At 74.1% G+C, this 20,073-nt stretch carries 20 protein-coding genes; 14 read left to right on the top strand and 6 right to left on the bottom strand.

Annotation, left to right across the window (positions count from 1 at the left end; genetic code table 11):
• Positions 1 to 6: 6 nt before the first annotated feature.
• Positions 7 to 480 carry a DUF5666 domain-containing protein gene (locus FB558_RS39485; protein ID WP_142063722.1) on the top strand — a complete coding sequence of 158 codons (474 nt, stop codon included), beginning with the start codon at positions 7 to 9 and terminating at the stop codon, positions 478 to 480.
• Here the strand turns inward: FB558_RS39485 and FB558_RS39480 are convergent.
• The gene (locus tag FB558_RS39480; RefSeq protein ID WP_142063719.1) at positions 467 to 1,156 is read right to left on the bottom strand and encodes a TetR/AcrR family transcriptional regulator; all 690 of its coding nucleotides are present in this window, start codon (positions 1,154 to 1,156) and stop codon (positions 467 to 469) included. The two genes, FB558_RS39485 and FB558_RS39480, sit on opposite strands and share 14 nt — an antisense overlap.
• Before the next feature lie 125 nt (positions 1,157 to 1,281).
• Between FB558_RS39480 and FB558_RS39475 the strand changes: the two genes are divergently transcribed.
• Genes FB558_RS39475 through FB558_RS39420 form a run of 12 tightly spaced genes read left to right on the top strand, consistent with a single transcriptional unit; the run spans position 1,282 to position 14,434 of the window.
• Entirely contained in the window at positions 1,282 to 3,465 is a 2,184-nt protein-coding gene (locus tag FB558_RS39475; RefSeq protein WP_211367179.1) for an acetate--CoA ligase family protein, read from the top strand.
• Between the two features lie 38 nt (positions 3,466 to 3,503).
• On the top strand, positions 3,504 to 4,241 hold the full coding sequence (locus tag FB558_RS39470; protein WP_142063716.1) for an enoyl-CoA hydratase/isomerase family protein: 738 nt from the start codon (positions 3,504 to 3,506) through the stop codon (positions 4,239 to 4,241).
• Positions 4,242 to 4,286: 45 nt separating this feature from the next.
• Entirely contained in the window at positions 4,287 to 5,870 is a 1,584-nt protein-coding gene (locus FB558_RS39465; protein WP_142063713.1) for an ABC transporter substrate-binding protein, read from the top strand.
• Positions 5,871 to 5,882: 12 nt separating this feature from the next.
• Positions 5,883 to 6,827 carry an ABC transporter permease gene (locus FB558_RS39460; RefSeq protein WP_142063710.1) on the top strand — a complete coding sequence of 315 codons (945 nt, stop codon included), beginning with the start codon at positions 5,883 to 5,885 and terminating at the stop codon, positions 6,825 to 6,827.
• Positions 6,824 to 7,705, top strand: a complete 882-nt coding sequence (locus tag FB558_RS39455) for an ABC transporter permease (protein ID WP_142063707.1) — start codon at positions 6,824 to 6,826, stop codon at positions 7,703 to 7,705. Before FB558_RS39460 ends, FB558_RS39455 begins: the two co-directional genes overlap by 4 nt.
• Positions 7,706 to 8,758, top strand: a complete 1,053-nt coding sequence (locus FB558_RS39450) for an ABC transporter ATP-binding protein (RefSeq protein WP_246107099.1) — start codon at positions 7,706 to 7,708, stop codon at positions 8,756 to 8,758.
• Positions 8,755 to 9,762: an ABC transporter ATP-binding protein gene (locus tag FB558_RS39445; protein WP_142063705.1), complete on the top strand. Its 1,008-nt coding sequence runs from the start codon at positions 8,755 to 8,757 to the stop codon at positions 9,760 to 9,762. Before FB558_RS39450 ends, FB558_RS39445 begins: the two co-directional genes overlap by 4 nt.
• The gene (locus FB558_RS39440) at positions 9,759 to 11,009 is read left to right on the top strand and encodes a CaiB/BaiF CoA transferase family protein (protein ID WP_170231769.1); all 1,251 of its coding nucleotides are present in this window, start codon (positions 9,759 to 9,761) and stop codon (positions 11,007 to 11,009) included. The genes FB558_RS39445 and FB558_RS39440 overlap by 4 nt, the downstream gene beginning before the upstream one ends.
• A 2-nt stretch (positions 11,010 to 11,011) precedes the next feature.
• On the top strand, positions 11,012 to 12,154 hold the full coding sequence (locus FB558_RS39435; protein ID WP_142063701.1) for an acyl-CoA dehydrogenase family protein: 1,143 nt from the start codon (positions 11,012 to 11,014) through the stop codon (positions 12,152 to 12,154).
• Positions 12,151 to 13,227 carry an acyl-CoA dehydrogenase family protein gene (locus FB558_RS39430; RefSeq protein WP_142063699.1) on the top strand — a complete coding sequence of 359 codons (1,077 nt, stop codon included), beginning with the start codon at positions 12,151 to 12,153 and terminating at the stop codon, positions 13,225 to 13,227. Before FB558_RS39435 ends, FB558_RS39430 begins: the two co-directional genes overlap by 4 nt.
• Positions 13,228 to 13,247: 20 nt before the next feature.
• On the top strand, positions 13,248 to 14,024 hold the full coding sequence (locus FB558_RS39425) for an enoyl-CoA hydratase/isomerase family protein (protein WP_246107098.1): 777 nt from the start codon (positions 13,248 to 13,250) through the stop codon (positions 14,022 to 14,024).
• Positions 14,021 to 14,434 carry a nuclear transport factor 2 family protein gene (locus FB558_RS39420; protein ID WP_142063695.1) on the top strand — a complete coding sequence of 138 codons (414 nt, stop codon included), beginning with the start codon at positions 14,021 to 14,023 and terminating at the stop codon, positions 14,432 to 14,434. The genes FB558_RS39425 and FB558_RS39420 overlap by 4 nt, the downstream gene beginning before the upstream one ends.
• A gap of 14 nt (positions 14,435 to 14,448) precedes the next feature.
• Here FB558_RS39420 and FB558_RS39415 read toward each other — a convergent pair whose 3' ends face one another.
• The 3 genes from FB558_RS39415 to FB558_RS39405 all read right to left on the bottom strand — a co-directional run bounded on the left by FB558_RS39415 (position 14,449) and on the right by FB558_RS39405 (position 16,617).
• Positions 14,449 to 14,952: a VOC family protein gene (locus FB558_RS39415; RefSeq protein WP_211367178.1), complete on the bottom strand. Its 504-nt coding sequence runs from the start codon at positions 14,950 to 14,952 to the stop codon at positions 14,449 to 14,451.
• 47 nt (positions 14,953 to 14,999) lie between these two features.
• Entirely contained in the window at positions 15,000 to 15,812 is an 813-nt protein-coding gene (locus FB558_RS39410; RefSeq protein WP_142063692.1) for an SAM-dependent methyltransferase, read from the bottom strand.
• A gap of 85 nt (positions 15,813 to 15,897) precedes the next feature.
• Positions 15,898 to 16,617: a hypothetical protein gene (locus FB558_RS39405; protein ID WP_246107097.1), complete on the bottom strand. Its 720-nt coding sequence runs from the start codon at positions 16,615 to 16,617 to the stop codon at positions 15,898 to 15,900.
• An 89-nt stretch (positions 16,618 to 16,706) separates the two neighbouring features.
• Here FB558_RS39405 and FB558_RS39400 point away from each other — a divergent pair, with 89 nt between their 5' ends.
• Positions 16,707 to 17,942: a serine hydrolase domain-containing protein gene (locus FB558_RS39400; protein WP_142063689.1), complete on the top strand. Its 1,236-nt coding sequence runs from the start codon at positions 16,707 to 16,709 to the stop codon at positions 17,940 to 17,942.
• 296 nt (positions 17,943 to 18,238) lie between these two features.
• Here FB558_RS39400 and FB558_RS39395 read toward each other — a convergent pair whose 3' ends face one another.
• Together FB558_RS39395 and FB558_RS39390 are read right to left on the bottom strand one after the other, a co-directional pair.
• Positions 18,239 to 19,150, bottom strand: coding sequence for an acyl-CoA thioesterase (locus FB558_RS39395; RefSeq protein WP_142063686.1), 912 nt, complete (start codon positions 19,148 to 19,150; stop codon positions 18,239 to 18,241).
• A complete protein-coding gene (locus FB558_RS39390) occupies positions 19,131 to 20,066 on the bottom strand; it encodes an alpha/beta hydrolase (protein WP_142063683.1) in 936 nt (311 codons plus the stop codon). The genes FB558_RS39395 and FB558_RS39390 overlap by 20 nt, the downstream gene beginning before the upstream one ends.
• Positions 20,067 to 20,073 lie beyond the last annotated feature (7 nt).

Here is a 20,073-nt window from a genome sequence, read left to right as displayed (position 1 = left end):
CCGCTGATGGAGAACGCGCACGACGACGATCTCGCCGATGACCTCGCCGACGACCTGTTCGACCCGGGGTGGGGCCGTCGACGGCGGACCAGCGGGCTCACCCTGCTGTTGGTGGCGGCGCTGCTGGTCGTGCTCGGGTTCGCGGGTGGCGCGCTCACCCAGCGGGCCCTCGCCCCGGACGCGCCCGCCGTGGTGACCGGCGGGCAGGGGGTGCCTGGCGGCGGCGTGCGACGCGGCGGTCCGGCCGGGCCGTCCGCCGGGGCGGCCGCGCCCGCCGCAACCGGGACCGTCCGCGCGGTCGAGGGCACGTCTCTCACGCTCGCCGACGACGCGGGCGCGCCCGTCACCGTGACGGTGCCCGACAGCGCCGCCGTCACGACGAAGGGCCTGCACGGCCTGGCCGTGGGCACGCCGGTGGCGGTGCTCGGGAGCCGGAACCCCGACGGCAGCATCACCGCCACGGAGGTCAGGGTGCGGTAGGCCGGCCTGCCCGGGCGGGGTCGAGGCCCAGCGCGCGTGCCCAGAGCTGGGTCAGGGTGCGCACGAGCGTCTCCTCGTCGAACTGCTCACCGAGCACGAGCCAGAAGTGCACGGTGCTGTTGACCATGGTCACCAGTGCGCTCGCGCTGTGGAAGGGGTCGAGGTCGCGGTCGGCCAGGCCGGCCTCCTGGAGCTGGACGATGCTGCGCTGGACGCGGGAGACGGCGCGGTCCCGGACCGTCATCCGCAGCTTGCGCACCTCCTCGTCGTAGGCCGTGACCTGCTCGAAGAGCCCCAGCAGGGCGGCGTTGCGCTTGTAGATGTCCACGAAGCGGCGGTTCGACCGCTCGATGCGGGCGACCGGGTCGGGCTCGTCGCCGTCGGGGTCGCTGCCCCCGGTGCCGACGTAGAGCGCGTCCATCTCCTGGGCGCAGAGCGTGCGGAAGATGTCGGTCTTGGACTCGAAGTAGGTGTAGAAGCTGCCGTGCGACGCCCCGGCGGCGGCCGAGATGTCGGTGACCCGCGCGTCCAGGAAGCCGTCGCGCTCGAAGACCTCGCGGGCCGCCACCAGGAGCTGGCGGCGGGTGCGGCGGCCGCGCTCGGAGTTCGGGAGGGACCCCACGGAGGCGCGGCGGAGGCTCCCCGTGCCGCCCTCGCCGGTCGCAGTCGCGCTCATCGATCCCCGTCCCTCATCGGTCTCGTGCGCGGGGTTCCCGCGCTCGGAGCGCCGGAGCCTACCGATTCGACATCGACGTCGAGCAAGTATTGACTTCGACATCGGTGTCAACTTAGCTCGGACGGGTGAGCCATCCCTCACCGGGCACCGAAGCCCTCACCCGACCCGCGCTCCGCGTCGTCGACGGCGCGGGGCGCACGGCGCTCGAGCGGATGCTGCGGCCGCGCGGGGTGGCGCTGGTCGGGGTGTCGGGCCGCCCGGGCAACCCGATGGCGCGCCCCTTGCGCTACCTGCGCGAACACGGGTTCGCCGGGGGGATCCACCCCGTCAACCCCGGCCACCGCGAGCTGGAGGGGCTGCCCTGCCACCCCTCGCTCGCCGAGGTGCCGGGCCCGGTCGACCTCGTCCTCGCGCTCGTCCCCGCGGCCGCCGCCGCCGGCGTGGTGCGGGAGGCGGGCGCGGTCGGTGCCGCGGGTGTCGTCGTCTTCGCCTCCGGCTTCGCCGAGACCGGTCCCGCGGGCGCCCGGCTGCAGGAGGAGCTGGCCGCGGCCGGCCGGGAGGCGGGCGTGCGCGTGCTCGGCCCCAACTGCCAGGGCCTGCTGCACGCCCCGACCGGGATGGTCGCCACTTTCACCGCGGCCGCCGACCGGCAGCTGCTCCCTGCGGGGGGCGTCGCGTACGTCGGGCAGAGCGGCGCGGTCGGCGGCTCGATCCTCGACCTGTCCGCGGAGATGGGCCTCGGCCTCACCGCGTGGGCCAGCACCGGCAACCAGGCCGACCTCGGCCTCGTCGAGGTCGCGTCCGCGCTGCTGGACGACCCCGACGTGCGGGTGCTCCTGCTCTACGTCGAGTCCGTCGGGGACGGCGGCAGCTACCTGCGGCTCGCCCGCCAGGCGCGGGACGCGGGCAAGCACCTGGTGGTGCTGCGGTCCGGCCGCTCCAGCGCGGGGCGGCGCGCCGCGGTGTCCCACACGGGATCGATGCTCGGCGACGACACCGCGTTCGTCCTGGCCTCGGCCCGCTACGGCGTGGTGCTGGTCGACGACGTGGACGAGCTGCTCGCCGTCGCGGCCATGCTCTCCGCGATGCCGCGCCCCGAGGGGCGCCGGGTGGCGGTGGTGACGACGTCGGGTGGTGCCGGCAGCCTCGCCGCGGACCGCTGCAGCGACGCCGACCTCGACCTGCCCGAGCTGCGAACCGGCACGCAGGACCGGCTCCGGCCGCTCATCCCGGCGTTCGGCGCGCTCGCCAACCCCGTGGACGTCACCGCGCAGCTGTTCACCCGCGGCGCCGACGCCTTCGGCGACGTGTGCCGGATCGTGGCCGACGACCCGGGCGTCGACACCGTCGCGGTGGTGCTGACCATGGTGGTCGGCCCGGCGGGCGCCGCTCTCGCCGAGGACCTGGTGGCCACCTCGGCCAGGCTGGCGAAACCGCTGATGGTGGCCTGGCTCGCCGGGCAGGACCAGACGGCGGAGGGGCGGGCCGTCTTCCGGGCCGCCGGCATCCCCGTCTTCTCGGCCGTCGGCGACCTGGCCCGCGCCGCGGGGCTCGTCGCCCCGCCGCGGCCGCCCGCCGCGCCGGGGGTCACGCTTCCCCGGGTACCGGCGCCGGACCCGGGCCGGATCCGGGGCCTGATCGGCACGCCCGACGGTCCCGGGCTGCTCGACGCGATGGGCATCGCGCGGCCCGCCTCGGTGGTGGTGCGCACCCCGCAGGAGGCCGTCGACGCCGTGGCCGGGCTGGGCAGCACGGCGGCGCTGAAGCTGAACTCCGGCGCGCTGGCGCACAAGTCGGACGTCGGGGGCGTGCGGCTGGACGTCGACGCGACCGGCGCCGCGGAGGCCTTCGACGAGCTCCTCGCCGCTGCGCGCGCCCACCACGTCGACCGCGTCGACGGCGTACTGGTGCAGGCGATGGTCCCGGCCGGGACGGAGCTGGTGGTCGCGGCAACCGGCGGCCGCGACGGGTTCCCGCCGGTCGTCACCGTCGGGTTCGGCGGGATCACCACCGAGCTCTACGCCGACGTCGCCTCCGGCCTCGCGCCCGTGTCGCCGGAGGAGGCCTGGGCGATGCTGCGCCGACTGCGCGCCTGGCCGCTGCTGGCGGGTTTCCGCGGGGCGCCGGCCCGGGACGTGCGCGCGGTGGTGGACGCCGTGGTCCGGGTCGGCCACGCGGCCGCGGCGGCCGGCCCCCGGCTGGCGGAGTTCGAGGTCAACCCGCTGGTCGTCGGGCTGCCGGGCGAGGGAGCGACCGCGGTCGACGTCCTCGTCCGGGTCACCGGCGGTGGCGATCCCGTGGGCGAGTGAGCGGACAGGCAGGCAGCGGAGAAAGGGAGGCAGGCCGGATGGGACAGGTTCACCTGGAGCGGCGCGACGGCGTCGCCGTCCTCACCGTCGACTCGGTGGAGGTCAAGAACGGTCTCACGCCGGAGATGGGCCGGCAGCTCGCCGCGCTGTGCGACGAGGTCGACGCCGACGCGTCGCTCGGCGCGGCCGTGGTGCGCGGGGCCGGTGGCACCTTCTGCTCCGGGGCGGACCGGCGGCGGTGGCGCCCGGGCGCCGACCAGGCCGAGGACGCGACCTACCAGGAGGCGGGCGCGGTCTACGGGGCCTTCATGCGGGTCGGGACCCTCGCGGTGCCGACGATCGCCGCCGTCCGCGGCGCGGCCGTCGGCGCCGGCATCAACCTCATGCTCGCCACCGACCTGCGGGTCGTGGCGACGAACGCGCGGATCATGGCCGGCTTCCTGCGGATCGGCCTGCACCCCGGCGGTGGCTTCTTCACGATCGCAGGCCGGACGGCGGGCCGTGAGGCGACCGCCGCGATGGGCCTGTTCAGCGAGGAGATCGACGGCTCGCGGGCCGAGCAGATCGGGCTCGCGTGGCGCGCGGTGCCCGACGAGGACGTCGAGGAGATCGCGTTCGAGCTGGCGGCGCAGCCGGCGAAGGACCCGGCCCTCGCCCGCCAGGCCGTCCGCTCCTTCCGGACCGAGCTGGGCCCGCCCGGCCTGGCGTGGGACGCAGCCCTGCACTTCGAGCGGGCCACCCAGATGTGGTCGCAGCGGCGGCGGGGCAGCTCCTGACCGACCGGATCTCCGGTGCAACGGCGCACGACGAGGAGGAACGGCATGAAGAGGCTCACCGGACTGTCGATCGCCGGCGTGGTCCTGCTGGTCGTCACCGCTTGCGGTGGTGGCGGCGGTGGCACCGGCGGCGCGGGGGTGGAGCGGGAGGCGCAGACGGCCGCCTGCCCGCCCGCGACCGGCGGCGTGGACGAGGGCGCCACGCTCACCTGGATGTACAGCGTCGGGAACACCAGCTTCGACCCCGACAAGATCACCACGAACAACAGCCAGATGTACCTCTACCCCGTCTACGACAGCCTGGTGCACGTCGACGAGGAGGGCACCCCGCAGCCGATGCTCGCCGAGTCGTGGGAGCTCACCGACGGCGGCACGGTACTGCAGCTGGAGCTGCGCGACGGGTGGAGCTACCACGACGGCACGCCGTTCGACGCCGAGTCGGTCAAGGCCAACATCGAGCGCGGCAAGCAGCCGTGGTCCTACAACGCCAACGCGCTCCAGGCCGTCACGTCGGTGGAGGTCGTGGACGCCGACACCGTCCGGCTGGTCACCGGCGGCGGGGCGGGGGCGCTCGTGGGGATCCTCGGCGGGTCGGCCGGGATGATGATGAGCCCGGCCGCCTTCGACAAGCCGGGCGAGGACATCGCTCCCACCGGCGGCTCCGGCGCCTTCCGGATGACGAACTACGTGCCGGGCAGCCGTGTCGAGTACACCGCGGTGGAGGACTACTGGGACCCGGAGGCGGTGAACGTCGCCACGCTCGTGTTCCTCATCTCCGGAGACGACAACGCCCGCCTCAACGCCGTGCAGACCGGTGCCGCGGACGTGACCTTCCTGCGGGCGAGCATGTACCAGCCCGCGGTCGACTCGGGCCTCGTGGTCTGCGAGGCGCCGAGCCTGTCCAGCTACAACCTCACGCTCAACACGGCGCGCTCGGAGTTCGGGAGCACGCAGGTGCGCCAGGCGATCAACCACGCGATCAACCGGGACGCCATCGCCGCGGTGACCAACGGCTTCTGCGAGCCCGGCGTGCAGCTGTTCCCGCAGTTCTACTTCGCGTCCAACCCGGACATCGGGCCCGAGCGGTACCCCTACGACCCGGAACGGGCCCGGCAGCTGCTCGCCGAGGCCGGGGTGCCCGACGGCTTCTCCTTCGACCTCGAGGTCATCAACCTCGACCTCTACCAGCAGATCGCCGAGGTCATCCAGCAGAACCTCGCGGAGGTCGGCATCCAGATGTCGATCACCCCGGTCGAGATCGCCAAGCTCGCCGAGGACTTTTCGGTGAACAAGTCCGCCGACGCCACGCTCTCGGAGCAGAAGGCCGAGTCGGACCCGAGCATCCTCACCGCCTCGTACTACCTGGCGGACGGGTTCAACAACCCGGGCGGCTTCACGACCGAGGAGATCACCCGGCTGCACGCCGAGGCGATGGCGGGCGCGACCGCCGACGAGCGGCGCCCGGCCTACGCCCAGCTGTTCGAGGCCGTCACCGAGGAGGCCTACCCGAACGTCACGCTGTGCCACCTCACCACGCCGTTCGCGATGAACGACACGGTCCGCGGCGTGGAGATCTACGCCGACGCCTCGCGCCAGTTCCGGGGCGCCGGGATCGAACCCGGGCCGTGAGGAGCTGGACCCGTGCTCGGACTCCTCGTGCGCAGGCTGCTGGTCAGCATCCCGCTGCTGCTGGTCGTCAGCTTCCTGGTCTTCGGTCTCATCGTGCTCGTGCCCGGCGATCCCGCCGTGGCGCTGGCCGGGCAGAACCCCGACCCGGCCCAGGTGGAGGCGGTGCGGGAGCGCCTCGGCCTGAACGACCCGTTCCTCGTGCAGTACTGGCACTGGCTCAGCGCCGCGCTGCAGGGTGACCTCGGCACGTCGCTGTTCACCAGCCAGACGGTCTGGACAGCCATCCTGGCGCGGCTGCCGGCCACGCTGTCCCTGGCGTTCCTCGCCCTCGGCCTCGCGATCGTCCTCGGCGTGGCCGTCGGGTCGGTCGCGGGGCTGCGGCCCGGGACCTGGATGGACCGCGTGGCGACGGTGGGCGCGAGCGTCGGGGTCGCGGTGCCCTACTTCTGGGTCGGGATGATCCTGGTCCTGCTGTTCGCGCTGCAGAACCCGCTGCTGCCCGCGGTCGGCTACGTGCCGTTCACCGAGAGTCCGCTCGAGTGGTTCCGGCACCTGGTCCTGCCGGCCACGGCGCTCGCGCTGGCCCCGGCGGCGGTGATCGCGCGCCAGACCCGGGCGTCGGTCTCGACCGTGATGAGCGAGGACTACGTCCGCACCGCCACGGCGAAGGGGCTGAGCCCGGTGCGGGTGGTGGGCAAGCACGCGTTGAAGAACGCCGCCCTGCCGGTCGTGACGGTCTTCGGCATCGAGGCGAACCGGCTCATCGGCGGCACCGTCGTCATCGAGCAGCTGTTCGCCCTCCCCGGGATCGGCCAGCTCGCCTACCAGGGCGTGTTCAGCCGGGACTTCCCGATCGTCCAGGGCGTCGTGCTCGTGGCCGCCGTGCTGGTGCTCGTCATCAACATCGCGGTCGACGTCTCCTACGGCTACTTCAACCCGAGGATCCGGCAGTCATGACGGGGACGACGGAAGCCTCCCGGCCGGTGAGCGCACCGGGCCTGCGCCGCTTCGCGCGCCGGTTCCGCGCCAACCGGCTCGCCCTCGGCGCGCTGGTCGTGCTGGTCGTGCTCGTGGTCGCGTCGGCGGCGGCACCGCTGATCGCCCCGTACGAGCCGGACGCGATCGACGTGATGAACCGGCTGTCGGGGTCCACGCCCGCGCACTGGCTCGGCACGGACTCGCTCGGCCGCGACACGTTCAGCCGCCTGCTCTACGCGGGGCGGGTCTCCCTGTTCGCCGCCGCGGTCGCGGTCGCCATCGCGGTGGTCGTCGGGGTGCCGTTCGGCCTGCTCGCCGGCTACTGCGGCGGATGGGTCGACTGGTTCCTGGGCCGCGCCGCCGACGTCCTCATGACGTTCCCGGCGATCATCCTGGCGATCGCGATCATCGCGGCCACCGGCCCGGGACTGACCAACGCGATGATCGCGCTGGGGATCGTCTACTCGCCGCGGCTGTTCCGGGTGGTGCGGAGCGCCACGCTGGCCGTGCGCGCCGAGACCTACGTCGAGGCGTCGGTGAGCATCGGTACGCCGGTACCCGGCATCATCGCCCGCCGCGTCCTGCCCAACATCCTGTCGCCGCTGCTCGTGCAGGTCTCGCTGATGCTCGCGGCGGCGCTGCTCGCCGAGGCCGCGCTCTCCCTGCTCGGGCTCGGCGTGGTGCCGCCCACCCCCAGCTGGGGCAACCTGCTGGGCCGCGGGTTCACCGAGATCCGCAGCACCCCGCTGCTCGTCGTCTGGCCGGGCCTGGCCATCGCCGTCGCGACCCTGTCGTTCAACCTCATCGGCGACGGGCTGCGCGACTCGCTCGGTCGCGAGACCCGGAAGGGGGACTGAGTGTCCCTGCACCGTTCCGCGAACCACGCCGCCGTCGCGCAGCCGGTCACCGAACGGCCCGCGGCGCCACTGCTGCACGTCGACGGGCTCTGCGTCGACTTCGCGACCGACCACGGGTGGGCCAACGTCGTGCGCGACGTGTCGTTCACCGTGGCCGAACGGGAGATCGTCGGCCTCGTCGGGGAGTCGGGCTCCGGGAAGACCGTCACCGGGCTCTCGGTGCTCGGCCTGGTGCCGAGCCCACCGGGCCGGCGGTCGGGCGGCCGGATCCTGTTCCAGGGCCGCGACCTCACCGCCCTGCCCGAGCGGGCGATGCGCGACATCCGCGGCAACGAGATCTCCATGATCTTCCAGGAGCCGATGACCAGCCTCAACCCGGCCTTCACGGTGGGGGACCAGATCGCGGAGACGGTGCGGCGCCACCGCGGTGGCGGCCGCCGCGGCGCCACCGCCCGCGCGGTCGAGATGCTGGACCTGGTCGGCATCCCCAACGCCGCCCGCCGGGTGCACGCCTACCCGCACGAGTTCTCCGGCGGGATGCGGCAGCGCGCGATGATCGCGGTCGCCCTCGCGTGCGACCCCGAGGTCCTGATCGCCGACGAGCCCACGACGGCGCTCGACGTGACGATCCAGGCGCAGATCCTCGAGCTGCTGCTGTCCCTGCGGGACCGGATCGGGATGGCCGTCCTGCTCGTCACGCACGACCTCGGCGTGGTCGCCGAGGTCTGCGACCGGGTCGTCGTCATGTACGCCGGTCAGGTCGTCGAGTGCGCCGCGGCCGGCCCCCTGTTCGAGGCGCCCCGGATGCCCTACACCGAGGGGCTGCTCGCCGCGATGCCGCAGCTCGGCTCGCGGGAAGGGCGGCTCGCCTCGATCCCGGGGCGGACACCGGAGCCGTGGAACATGCCGGTCGGCTGCCGCTTCCACCCCCGGTGCCCCTACACGGAGCCGAAGTGCACCGAGGGCGAGGTGCCGCTGCTGGCCGTCACGCCCGGACGGGACAGCCGGTGTGTGCGCACCGGCGAGCTCGAGCTGCGAGGAGCGGGATCGTGAAGCCTCCGGTGCTGCAGGCCGAGGGCCTGCGCGTGCGGTTCCCCGGCAAGGGCAGGCGGCCGGGCGTCACGGCCGTCGACGACGTCTCCCTGCACATCGGCCGCGGCGAGACGCTCGGCCTGGTCGGCGAGTCCGGGTCGGGCAAGTCGACGAGCGGGCGCGCCGTGCTGCGGCTCGTGCCGCTGGAGGCGGGCCGGATCCTCGTCGACGGCGAGGACGTCACCCGCTACCGCGGCGCCCGGCTGCGCAGGCTGCGGCGGCAGATGCAGATGGTGTTCCAGGACCCGTACTCCTCGCTGGACCCCTCGGCCCCGGTCGGGGCGAGCATCGCCGAACCGCTGCGGGTGCACGAGAAGATGACCAAGCAGGCGCGGCGGGACCGGGTGGAGGAACTGCTGGACCTGGTCGGGCTGCGCCCGAGCCACGCCGACCGCTACCCGTACGAGTTCTCCGGCGGCCAGCGCCAGCGGGTGGCGATCGCCCGCGCCCTCGCGCTGCACCCGCGGCTGATCGTGTGCGACGAGGCGGTCTCGGCGCTGGACGTCTCGACGCAGAACCAAGTGATCAACCTGCTCGAGGACCTGCGGGAGCGGTTCGAGCTGTCCTACCTGTTCATCGCGCACGACCTCGCGGTCGTCCGGCACATCGCGCACCGGGTCGCGGTGATGTACCTGGGCCGCGTCGTCGAGTCCGGGCCGGTCGAGCGGGTGTACGAGCGGCCGGCGCACCCGTACACGCAGGCACTGCTCTCGGCCATCCCGGTGCCGGACCCGAAGCGGCGTGGGGCGAAGCGCATCCTGCTGTCCGGCGACCTGCCCGACCCGTCCGCGCCCCCGCCGGGCTGCCCGTTCCACACCCGCTGCGCCTACGCCATGGACGTCTGCAAGCGCGAGATGCCCGCGATGACGCCCATCGCGGGCGGCGGCGAGGCCGCCTGCCACCTGCAGACCACCGGGCCGACGCTCACCGGCCGACCGTTGAGCGAGACGGAGGTGCCCGCGTGACGGGGCCGTTCGACGGCGTGACCGTGGTGGAGTTCGGGCAGTTCGTCGTCGTCCCGTTCTGCGCGCAGCTGCTCGCCGACGGCGGCGCTCGGGTGATCAAGGTGGAACCGCCGGCCGGTGACGCGTACCGGTCGGGCCCGGCGCCGCTCGCCCCGGGCGAGACGCGGCAGTTCCTCATCAAGAACCGGGGCAAGCAGAGCATCGCGATCGACCTCGCGAACCCGCGGGCGCAGGAGGTGGTGCACCGGCTCGTGGAGATCGCCGACGTCGTGCTGGTCAACCTCAGCCCCGCGGCGGTCCGCCGCCGTGGCCTCGACCACGCGGCCGTCGCGGCCCGCAACCCGCGCGCGGTGTACGGCGCGGTCAGCGCGTACGGCCACGTGGGGCCGGAGGCGGGGCTGCCCGGCATGGACGTCGTCGTGCAGGCCCGCTCGGGGCTGATGAGCTCGCTCGGCGCGGAGGACGACGGGCTGCCGCACCACAGCGAGGTGCAGGCGGCCGACTACTCCACCGCGATGCTGCTGTTCGGCGGCGTCGCCGCCGCGCTCTACGCGCGCGAGCACACCGGCGCGGGGCAGAAGGTCGAGGTCTCGCTGCTGGGCGGCGCGCTGGCGCTGCAGAACAACTCGCTCGCCCACGTGCACGGGGTGGACCGGTGGCGTCACGAGTTCGTCGAGGAGCACCTGCCCCGGTTGCGCAAGGAGGGCGCGACGCGGGCGGACGTCGAGCGGACCCGGCGCGCGATGCGGCCCGACGCGCCCGTGCACACCGCGCACTACCGCACGTTCCGCACGTCCGACGGGGTGATCGCCATCGGGGCGGGGAGCCCGGCCGCCCGCGGTCGCCTCGCCGCCGTTGCCGGGGTCGACGAGGAGCTCGTGCGGACCGACGCCGAGGCGTTCCGGGCGCGGCTCGCCGCGCTGGTCGCCACCCGGACCAGCGCGGAGTGGGTCGCCGAGCTGCGCGCGCGGGACGTGCCCGTCGCCGAGGTCCGCCACCTCGACGAGATGCTCTTCGACCCGCACGTCGAGGAGGAGGGCCTCGTGGCCGACTACGAGCACGAGGTCGTGGGCCGCTACCGCGGGCTCGGCACGCCGCTGCGGATGAGCGGCACCCCGTTCTCGGCCGCGGCGGCGTCGCCGCCGTTCGCCGCGCACACCACCGAGCTGCTGGCCGAGCTGGGCTTCGACGCGGCGGAGGCCGCCGTCCTGCGCGACTGCGGCGCCGTCGTCACCGGGAGGACGTGACCATGGAGTTCGCACCGACCGCCCCCACCCGCGCCGAGGAGGAGCTGCGCGCCGAGGTCCGCGACTTCCTCGCCGCGGAGCTGCCGCCCGACCACCGGCCGGGGCTGGGGATGTCCGCGGGGCACGACCCCGAGTTCTCCCGCAAGCTCGCGGCGCGCGGCTGGGTGGGCATGGCCATCCCGCCCGAGTACGGGGGGCACGGGCGCTCGGCCGTGGACCGGTTCGTCGTCATCGAGGAGCTGCTGGCCGCCGGTGCCCCGTTCGGCGCGCACTTCGTGGCGGACCGGCAGACCGGGCCCACGCTGCTGCACTTCGGCACCGAGGAGCAGCGGCAGCGGTTCCTGCCCGCGATCTGCGCGGGGGAGTGCTGGTTCTCCCTCGGCATGAGCGAGCCCGGCTCGGGATCGGACCTCGCGTCGGTGCGCACCACGGCCACGAAGGTCGACGGCGGGTGGGTCGTGAACGGCACGAAGGTCTGGACGAGCGGCGCCCATCTCAACCACTACTTCGTGGTGCTGCTGCGCACCTCGCCCGCGGACGGGGACCGGCACGCCGGGCTCAGCCAGCTGATCGTCGACCTGCGCGCGCCGGAGGTGAAGATCTCCCCGATCCCGTTCCTGGACGGGACGCACCACTTCAACGAGGTCCTGCTGGACGGCGTGTTCGTCCCGGACGACATGGTGCTCGGGGACGTCGGGGCGGGCTGGCGCCAGGTCACCTCGGAACTGGCCTACGAGCGCTCGGGGCCCGACCGCTTCATGAGCCCGTTCACCCCGTTCCGCGAGTTCCTGCGCGAGCGGCTGCGGGCGGGCGGGGAGCTCGGCCCGGCGGACGCGGAGGCGGCGGGCCGGCTCACGGCCCGCTACTGGACGATCCGCCAGCTGTCGCTGTCGGTGGCGCGCTCGATCGACCGCGGGGAGGCCCCGGCGATCGAGTCCGCGCTCGTCAAGGACATCGGCACGACGTTCGAACAGGAGGTCATCGAGGTGCTGCGGGCCGCCGCCGGGACCGAGATCGACCCGCAGCGCGGCTCGCTGTTCGAGCGGCTGCTCGCCCAGGCGATCCTCACCGGGCCGTCGTTCACCATCCGGGGCGGCACCACCGAGGTGCTGCGCTCCATCGCCGCGAAGGGGCTGCGCGCATGAACGCGAGCGACGACGCCGTGCTGCTCACCGAGGTCGCCACCGACCTGTTCGGCGACCACTGCCCGCCCGAGGCCGTACGGGCCGCGGAGGAGACCGGCTGGGCCGGGGAGCTGTGGAACGCGCTCGCCGCGGCCGGCTTCCCGCTCGTGTCGGTGCCGGAGGAGGCCGGCGGCTCCGGCGGCAGCGTCGCCGACGCGTGCGCGATGCTGCAGGTCGCAGGCCGGTACGCCGCCCCCGTCCCGCTGGCGGAGACCGGGCTGCTCGCGGGCTGGGCGCTCGCGGCCGCGGGCCTGCCGCTGCCTGCAGGACCGGCCACCGTCGCGGTGGGCCGGCCGGAGGACACCGTCACGGTGACCGGCGGGCCCGGTGGCTGGCGGGTGGCGGGCCGGGTGCACCGGGTGCCGTGGGCGGGGGAGGCCGAGCGCGTGGTGGTGCTGGCGCGGCGCGGGTCCGAGCGGTTCGTGCTGTCCGTCCCGGCCGCGACCGTCACGCCCGGGCACAACCTGGCCGGGGAGCCGCGCGGCACCGTCACGCTCGACGACCTCGCGCTCGACGACGACGCGGTCGCGCCGGCGCCCGAGCACGTCACCGGCGACGCGCTGGCGCTGCGGGGTGCGCTCGCCCGCGCCGCCCTGATCGCGGGCGCGCTCGCCCGGGTGAGCGAGCTGACCGTGCGGTACACCCACGAGCGGGAGCAGTTCGGCCGGCCGGTCGCGCGCTTCCAGGCGGTGCAGCACCACCTCGTCCGGATCGCGGAGGAGGCGCAGGCGGCCCGGATGGCGGCCACCGTCGCCGCCCGCAACGCCGACCCGGATCCGGCGTTCTTCGACGTCGCCGCCGCGAAGGTGGTGGCGGGCGAGGCGGCGGGGGCGGCCGCCAAGGCCGCCCACCAGGCCCACGGCGCCATCGGCATGACCAAGGAGTACGAGCTCGGCCAGCTCACGAGGCGGCTGTGGGCGTGGCGCGACGAGTTCGGCGGCGAGCGGTACTGGAGCGCCCGGCTGGGCCGGCACGTCGCCGGGCTCGGCGCGGACGGGCTGTGGCCGCGCCTCGCCACCGGCCTCGTCACCTGACACGGATGGAGGGAGACCGCGTGCGCACCGACAACGGGCTCTCGGTCGAGGTCGTCGACCGGATCGCCCACGTCACGCTCGACCGGCCGGAGCGGCTCAACGCGCTGAGCACCGGCCTGGTCGCCGACCTCGTGGCGGCCTTCGACGGGTTCGGCACCGACGACGCCGTCTGGGCCGTGCTGCTCACCGGCAGCGGGGACCGGGCGTTCTCGGCCGGCATCGACCTCAAGGAGGCGAACCGGTCCGACGGCGCGCCCACGATGCCGATGGCGGGAACCGCCCGCAACGTCTTCGAGACCGTGCTCGAGTGCCCGAAACCGACGGTGGCCGCGCTGAACGGGGTGGCGGCCGGGGGCGGCTGCGAGATCGCGCTCGCCTGCGACGTGCGGATCGCCGCCGAGCACGCCCGGATCGGGCTGCCGGAGGCCAAGCGGGGGATGGGCGCCAACTTCGGCTGCCAGCTGCTGCCGCGGATCGTGCCGCGGGGCATCGCCTACGAGCTGCTGTACCTGGGCGAGCTGGTCACCGCGGCGGAGGCGCACCGCTGGGGACTGGTGAACCGGGTGGTCCCCGGCGACCGGCTGGCCGGCGAGGCGCTCGAGTTCTGCCGCCGCCTCGTCGCGAACGCCCCGCTGACGGTCCGCCGCTACAAGGCCATGATCGGCAAGGGCGCCGAGCTGCCCCTCGCGGCCGCGCTGCGGCTGCAGGTGGGCCCGAACCCGTACGCGAGCGAGGACCGGGTCGAGGGCGTGCGGGCGTTCCTGGAGAAGCGCGACCCGGTCTGGCGGGCCCGATGACCGGCGAAGGCCTGGTCCGCGCCTACTTCGCGGCCTGCAGCCGGGGCGACGTGGTCGGGGTCGCCGCATCGTTCTGCCCCGACGCGGTCGTCTACGACACGAACCACCGCCCGGTGCGCGGTCCCGAGGCCATCGCCGCGTTTTTCGCGAAGGTGCGGGAGCGCTGGGACGGCGCGACCTGGCACGTCGACACCTTCGTCGGCGACGGGCGCACGGCGGCGGTCGAGTGGACGATGCTGGTGCGGCGCGACGGCGCCACGGTGCCGGTCCGGGGCTCGGAGCACTACGAGTTCGCGGACGGCCGGATCCGGCAGATCCGCCAGTACTGGACCCACCGCCCGGACGACCCCGAGGTGGGGCTGCGCGACTACCCCTACGACGAGGACCCCCGGTTCCACACGGCCGGCTGAGCCGGAAGACCCCGTCAGGCCGGGGAGGACGACGAGCGCAGCGCGTCGTCCAACGTGCGGAACACCGCGTCCGACCCGCCGTCCCAGTCGGGCGCCGGGTCGGGCTGCCCGGGCGCGGGCGCGTACAGCCACCACAGGTTCTGCCAGCGGTCGAGCATCCTGGCGATCGTCGTCCCGCCGTAGAACGGTGCCGGCTCGGTGATGGTGGTGGCGCCGCGGGCGTTCGCCCGCTCCAGCACCGTCGCCACGTCGCGGACCCAGACCTGCAGCAGACCGGGCCGGGCCGGCCAGCCGTCGAGACGGTCGCCCAGCATCAGGTCGGCGTTGCCGAGCCGGAGCTCGGCGTGGATCAGCTTGCCGTCGGGCATCGGGGTCCTGGCCTCGGCGGTCTCGGGGACGTCGAAGACCTCGGAGACGAAGGTGATCAGGCCGGCCGCGTCGTCCACGATCACGAACGGGTTGAGGACGGCGCCGGCGCCGGGCACGGAGTGCGGGGGAAGCAGGATCTCGCTGGTCACGCCGCCGAGTGTGGCGGGCATTCCGGTCAGTTCCCGACCCTTGGACCTCAGGGCTTCCGGGCGACCCCGCCCGTGGTCTCCTCCAGCGTCACCACGGTGCCGATGTCGGTGGCGTCCGGGCGCCACCGCGTGATCGACACCAGGCCCGGGTCGACCATCTCCATCCCGGCGAAGTAGCTGCGGATGTGCTCGATCGGCTGCGGGACGTAGGGGACCGCCCCGGTCGCCTTGTAGTTCTCGCAGAGCGCCACGAAGTCGGGGTTGAGGTCGTTGGAGTCGTTCACGGCGAGGTAGCTGCCCGACGGCACGGCGTCCATCACGCGCGCCACGATCGACCGTGCCGCCTCGAAGCTCCTCGCGTGCCCGAGCACGCCCATGAAGAGGACCCCGATCGGCTCGTCGAAGTCCAGCACCTTCCGCGCCTCGGCGAGGATCAGGTCGGGGTCGTGGTAGTCCGCGTCGACGTAGGTGGTGACGCCCTCGGGCCTGGTGTTGACCAGCAGCGCCCGTGCATGCGCCAGCACGATCGGGTCGTTGTCCACGTAGACGATCCGGGACTCCGGGGCGATCGACTGCGCGATCTCGTGGGTGTTCTGCATCGTCGGCAGCCCGGTGCCGATGTCGAGGAACTGCCGGATCCCGGCGTCCGCCGCCAGGAACCGCACGACGCGGATGAGGAACTCCCGGGACTGCTTCGCGACGGTGGCCATGTCGAACAGCTGCAGGGAGGCGTCACCGGCGTCGCGGTCGGCCTGGTAGTTGTCCTTGCCGCCCATCCAGTAGTTCCAGATGCGGGCCGCGCCCGGTATGTCGGACCGGATCCGGTGGTTCGGTTCCTGCTCGTCCCGCGCGTCCACCACGTGAAGCCCCCTGCAGAAGGTCGTCCGCCGCCGGAAGCCTACGCGACATCGGGCCGCCCGATGATCTCCGCAGACCCGCCCACCACTACGGCCCGCGCCCGCGACCCGAGGCCGCCGATGCCCCGGCGAACACGTCGACCAGCCGGTCCCACCGGGTTCGCCGTCCCGGTGGGAACCGGCGCCGGGACCGGGCCATGCGCCGCCCGTCGTAGCGCCTGCGCGCCCACGGCGACGTCGGCCTGCCCAGCCGGAGGGCGGCGACCAGCGCCAGGAACGGGACGAACACGCCGACGACGCCCAGCACCGGCCGGCCCTTCAGGATCGCGACGAGGGCGAACACGAGGTTCGCCACGACGCCGACCGCCGCCACCGCGCTCCCCCCACCCGAATCGTCCCCGAAGGGGTTGGCGCCCACCAGCAGCAGCGTCCCGACGATCAGCGCCACGAGCACCGCGTCGACCGAACTGCGGCCCTCGCGCGTCCAGTAGACGTCCTCGAGGTGCAGCCACAGGGCGAACTCGTCGAGCGTCAGCGCGGCCCCGACCCCGAACAACGCAGCCAGCACGTCCGCCCACGGCGCCGCCGGCCGGTAGGTGAACTCGGCGGTACCGCTGCCGAGCAGCAGGAAGATCCCGTACACCTGGTGGTGCACGTGCACCGTGCCGACCTGCGCGTTCCGGAACGGCCCGCGGCCCTCGCGGATCGCCTTCGTGATCGCTCGCGTGGCGAGGAACGTGACCAGGAACGCGGCCAGCATCCAGCCGACGAGCACCCGGTGCCGGGTCAGCTCGGGCCACAGCTCCACGTCGGTACCTCGTCCGTGTGACGAGAAGTGCTAACACTCCCGGCGCGTGGGCCGAGAACGCCCGGCACCCCCGATGAAAGGTGCGGATCATGAGCTGTCCCGCCGACCCCCGCACCCGCCACCGCAGGCGCCTCCTGACGGCGGTGACCGCGGCCGGCGCGGCGCTCGTCGTGGCGTCCTGCGCGGCGCAGGCGCCCGCCCCACCGGCGCCGGCACCGACCGGCCCCGCCTACGGGACCCGGCTGCAACCGGAACTGGAACAGCTCGCCCGCGACCTGCTCGTCACCGGTGCCGTCGTCCAGGTCCGGTCCGGGGAGCTCGGGGACTGGACGACGACCATCGGCACCAGGACCTTCCGCGGCGGCGAACCCGTGCAGGTCGGCGACCACATCCGCATCGGCAGCGTCACCAAGACCTGGACCGGCACCGTCGTGCTCCAGCTCGTCGACGAGGGCAGGCTGCGCCTCGACGACCCCGTGTCCGCCTACCGGCCCGACGTGCCGAACGGGCAGGCCATCACGATCGAGCAGCTGCTGACGATGCGCAGCGGGCTCGGGAACTACACCACCTCCCCGGAGATCAACGAGCGGATGGACGCCGACCCCGGGGCGGCCTTCGATCCCGAGGAGCTGATCGCGATCGGCCTGGCGGAACCAACGGGGTTCCCGCCGGGGGAGGGCTACTCCTACTCCAACACCAACACCGTGCTGCTGGGGCGCATCGTCGAGCAGCTCACGGGCAACCCGCTGGAGACGGAGATCGAACGCCGCGTCCTCGTGCCGCTGGGTCTCACCGCCTCGTCGTTCCCCGCGCGCACGTCCAGCGCGCTCCCCGACCCGCGGGCCAACGGTTACACCTACGGCACCAACGTCGAGACCGCCGAGACGAACGTGCTGTCCCCGGAGAAGCAGGAGGCGGCGCGCGCCGGCACCCTGGCCCCCCTCGACGTCACCACCAGCAACCCCTCCTGGGCGTGGAGCGCAGGGGCCGGCATCTCGACCGCGGAGGACCTCGTCACCTACGTGCAGGCGCTGGTGGGCGGCGGGCTGCTCACCGAGGGGATGCAGCAGGCCCGGATCGAGAGCGTCCGCCCGATCGATCCTGCCGCCCCCGAGCTCGGCTACGGCCTCGCGTTGGCGCGGTTCGGGCCGTTCTACGGGCACACCGGCGAGCTGCCCGGCTACAACACCTTCGCCGGGCACGACCCGGAGCGCGGGAACACGGTGGTGGTCTGGGCGTCGCTCGCGCCGTCCCCCGACGGCCGTGCCCCCGCGGTCGAGATGGCCCGGGCGATCATCGGCGAGCTGAGCGGCAGTGGGGGGTAGTCGCACTTCTTCTGATCATGGTCGTACGCACGTTTCGTGATCATGTCGACGCCATGCGTCTCCGGCCGCGAGCGCAGGCTCATGGTGTCGATACGGTCGGGGAATCTCCTGTGGCCGGGAACGGCGCGCCCACAGGAGGTTTCATGGCCAGATCGATGCCACGGCTGTGGGATGTCCCGGAGGCAGCCCCGGTACGAGCGAGTGCGACGTGATCGCTGGTTCAGTGCACTCACTGCTGCCTGCCAGCACCGAGTGCACTGAAACGGCGATCTTGACACCACACGGTAGTTGTGCGGTCAGTTCCGGGCCGTTGGCGAGTCCGCGGGTGCCGCGCGGTCGCGGATCATCGCCTCCTGCGCGACGGTGGCGACGAGGTCGCCGGAGCGCGTGAACAGCCGCCCGTGGCACAGCGCGCGGCCGCCGAAGGCCGAGCTGCTCTCCTGCTCGTAGAACAGCCACTCGTCGGCCCGGAAGGGTCGGTGGAACCAGACGGCGTGGTCGATGCTCGCCGCCGCGACGTCGGGTGCACCGGACGTGGTGGCGTGCGGCGCGAGGGACGTCGACAGCAGCAGCATGTCCGAGACGTAGGCGACCACGCAGCTGTGCGGCAGCTGGGCGTCGGGCAGGTGTTCGCGCGTGCGCAGCCAGAACCGGTGGCGCGGGGCGGCGGCCTCGCCGCGGGCGGCGGCGACCCGCGGCAGCTCGCCGTCGAACCGCAGGTCGAGGGGGCGGGTCAGGGGGAGCCGGGCGAACCACCGCCCGAGGGCACCGCCGAGCCCGGCGCTCGCCTCCTGCAGCGTCGGGAGCTGTTCGGGCGGCGGGGCGTCGAGCCGCGGGAGCTGGTGCTCCCGGCCGTCCTCGGGGAGCTGGAAGGAGGCCGTGAGCAGGAACGTCGGCTTGCCGTGCTGCGCCGCCACCACCTGCCGGGTCGCGTACGTCGCGCCGTCGCGGATCGCGGTGACCCGGTAGTCGGTGGGCGCGGACGCGTCGCCGGGCCGGAGGAAGTAGGCGTGCAGCGAATGCGCGCTGCGTTCGGGCGCCACCGTCCGGCCCGCCGCGAGCAGGGCCTGGGCGACCAGGGTGCCCCCGAACGTCCGCTCCGGGGGACCGCCGTGCCCGGGGGCGCGGAAGGTCTCCGGCTCCTCCTGCTCGAGGGCGAGCAGCGCGGCGAACGTGACGGGCGGCGCGTCAGCGGTGGAGGAGGTCACCGAACCCCGCGCAGTCCTGCTCGACGGCGGCCCTGGCCGCGGGCGAGGCGCCGGCCATGTCGAAGAAGCCGTGGATCATGCCGGCGTGGCAGCGGACCTCGGCCTCGACCCCCGCGGCGCGCAGGGCCTCGCCGTAGGCCGCGCCCTCGTCGCGCAGCGGGTCGAACTCGGCGGTGACGATCAGGGCCGGGGGCAGGCCGGAGAGGTCGGCCGCGTGCAGCGGCGACAGGCGCGGGTCCTTCGCGTCGTCCCATGCGCCGGCGTAGTGGCCGTAGAACCAGTCCATCGTCGCCTGCTCCAGGAAGTAGCCCTGGCCGTTCTCGGTGCGCGACGGGTACTCGCCCGCGGCGTCCACCGCCGGGTAGACGAGGAACTGGGCGGTGACCGCGGTGCCGTCGGCGTGCAGCTGCTGGGCGACGACGGCGGCCAGGTTCCCTCCCGCGCTGTCGCCCGCGACGGCCAGGCGCCGGTCGCCGCCCAGCTCGTCGAGGTGCCCGGCCACCCAGCGGGCTGCGGCCACCGCGTCCGCCGTCGCCGCGGGGAACGGGTGCTCCGGCGCGAGCCGGTAGTCGACCGCGACGACGAGCGCGCGGCTGCCCCGGCAGATGGTGCGGGCCATGTTGTCGTGGGTGTCGAGGTCGCCGATCACCCAGCCGCCGCCGTGGAAGAAGACGACGGTGGGGAACGGGCCCTCACCCTCGGGCCGGTAGACCCGGGCCCGCAGCTCGCCCTCGGCGCCCGGGACCGTGCGGTCCTCGCTGCTCGCCACGGGCACCACCTGCTCCGGCGACCGGGCGCCCGCGGTGAGCGCGAGGAACTGCGCGCGCCCGGCGTCCGGCGTGCCCTCGGCCATCGGTGGTGCCCCGGCCTCCGCCATGGTCTGCAGCAGGGCGGCGATGTGCGGGTCGAGCGGCACACGGTCT

The organism is Pseudonocardia kunmingensis (assembly GCF_006716445.1).
Taxonomy (GTDB): domain Bacteria; phylum Actinomycetota; class Actinomycetes; order Mycobacteriales; family Pseudonocardiaceae; genus Pseudonocardia; species Pseudonocardia kunmingensis.
Note: the sequence above shows the minus strand (reverse complement) of the source record. Positions and strands in the feature narration are given on the sequence as shown.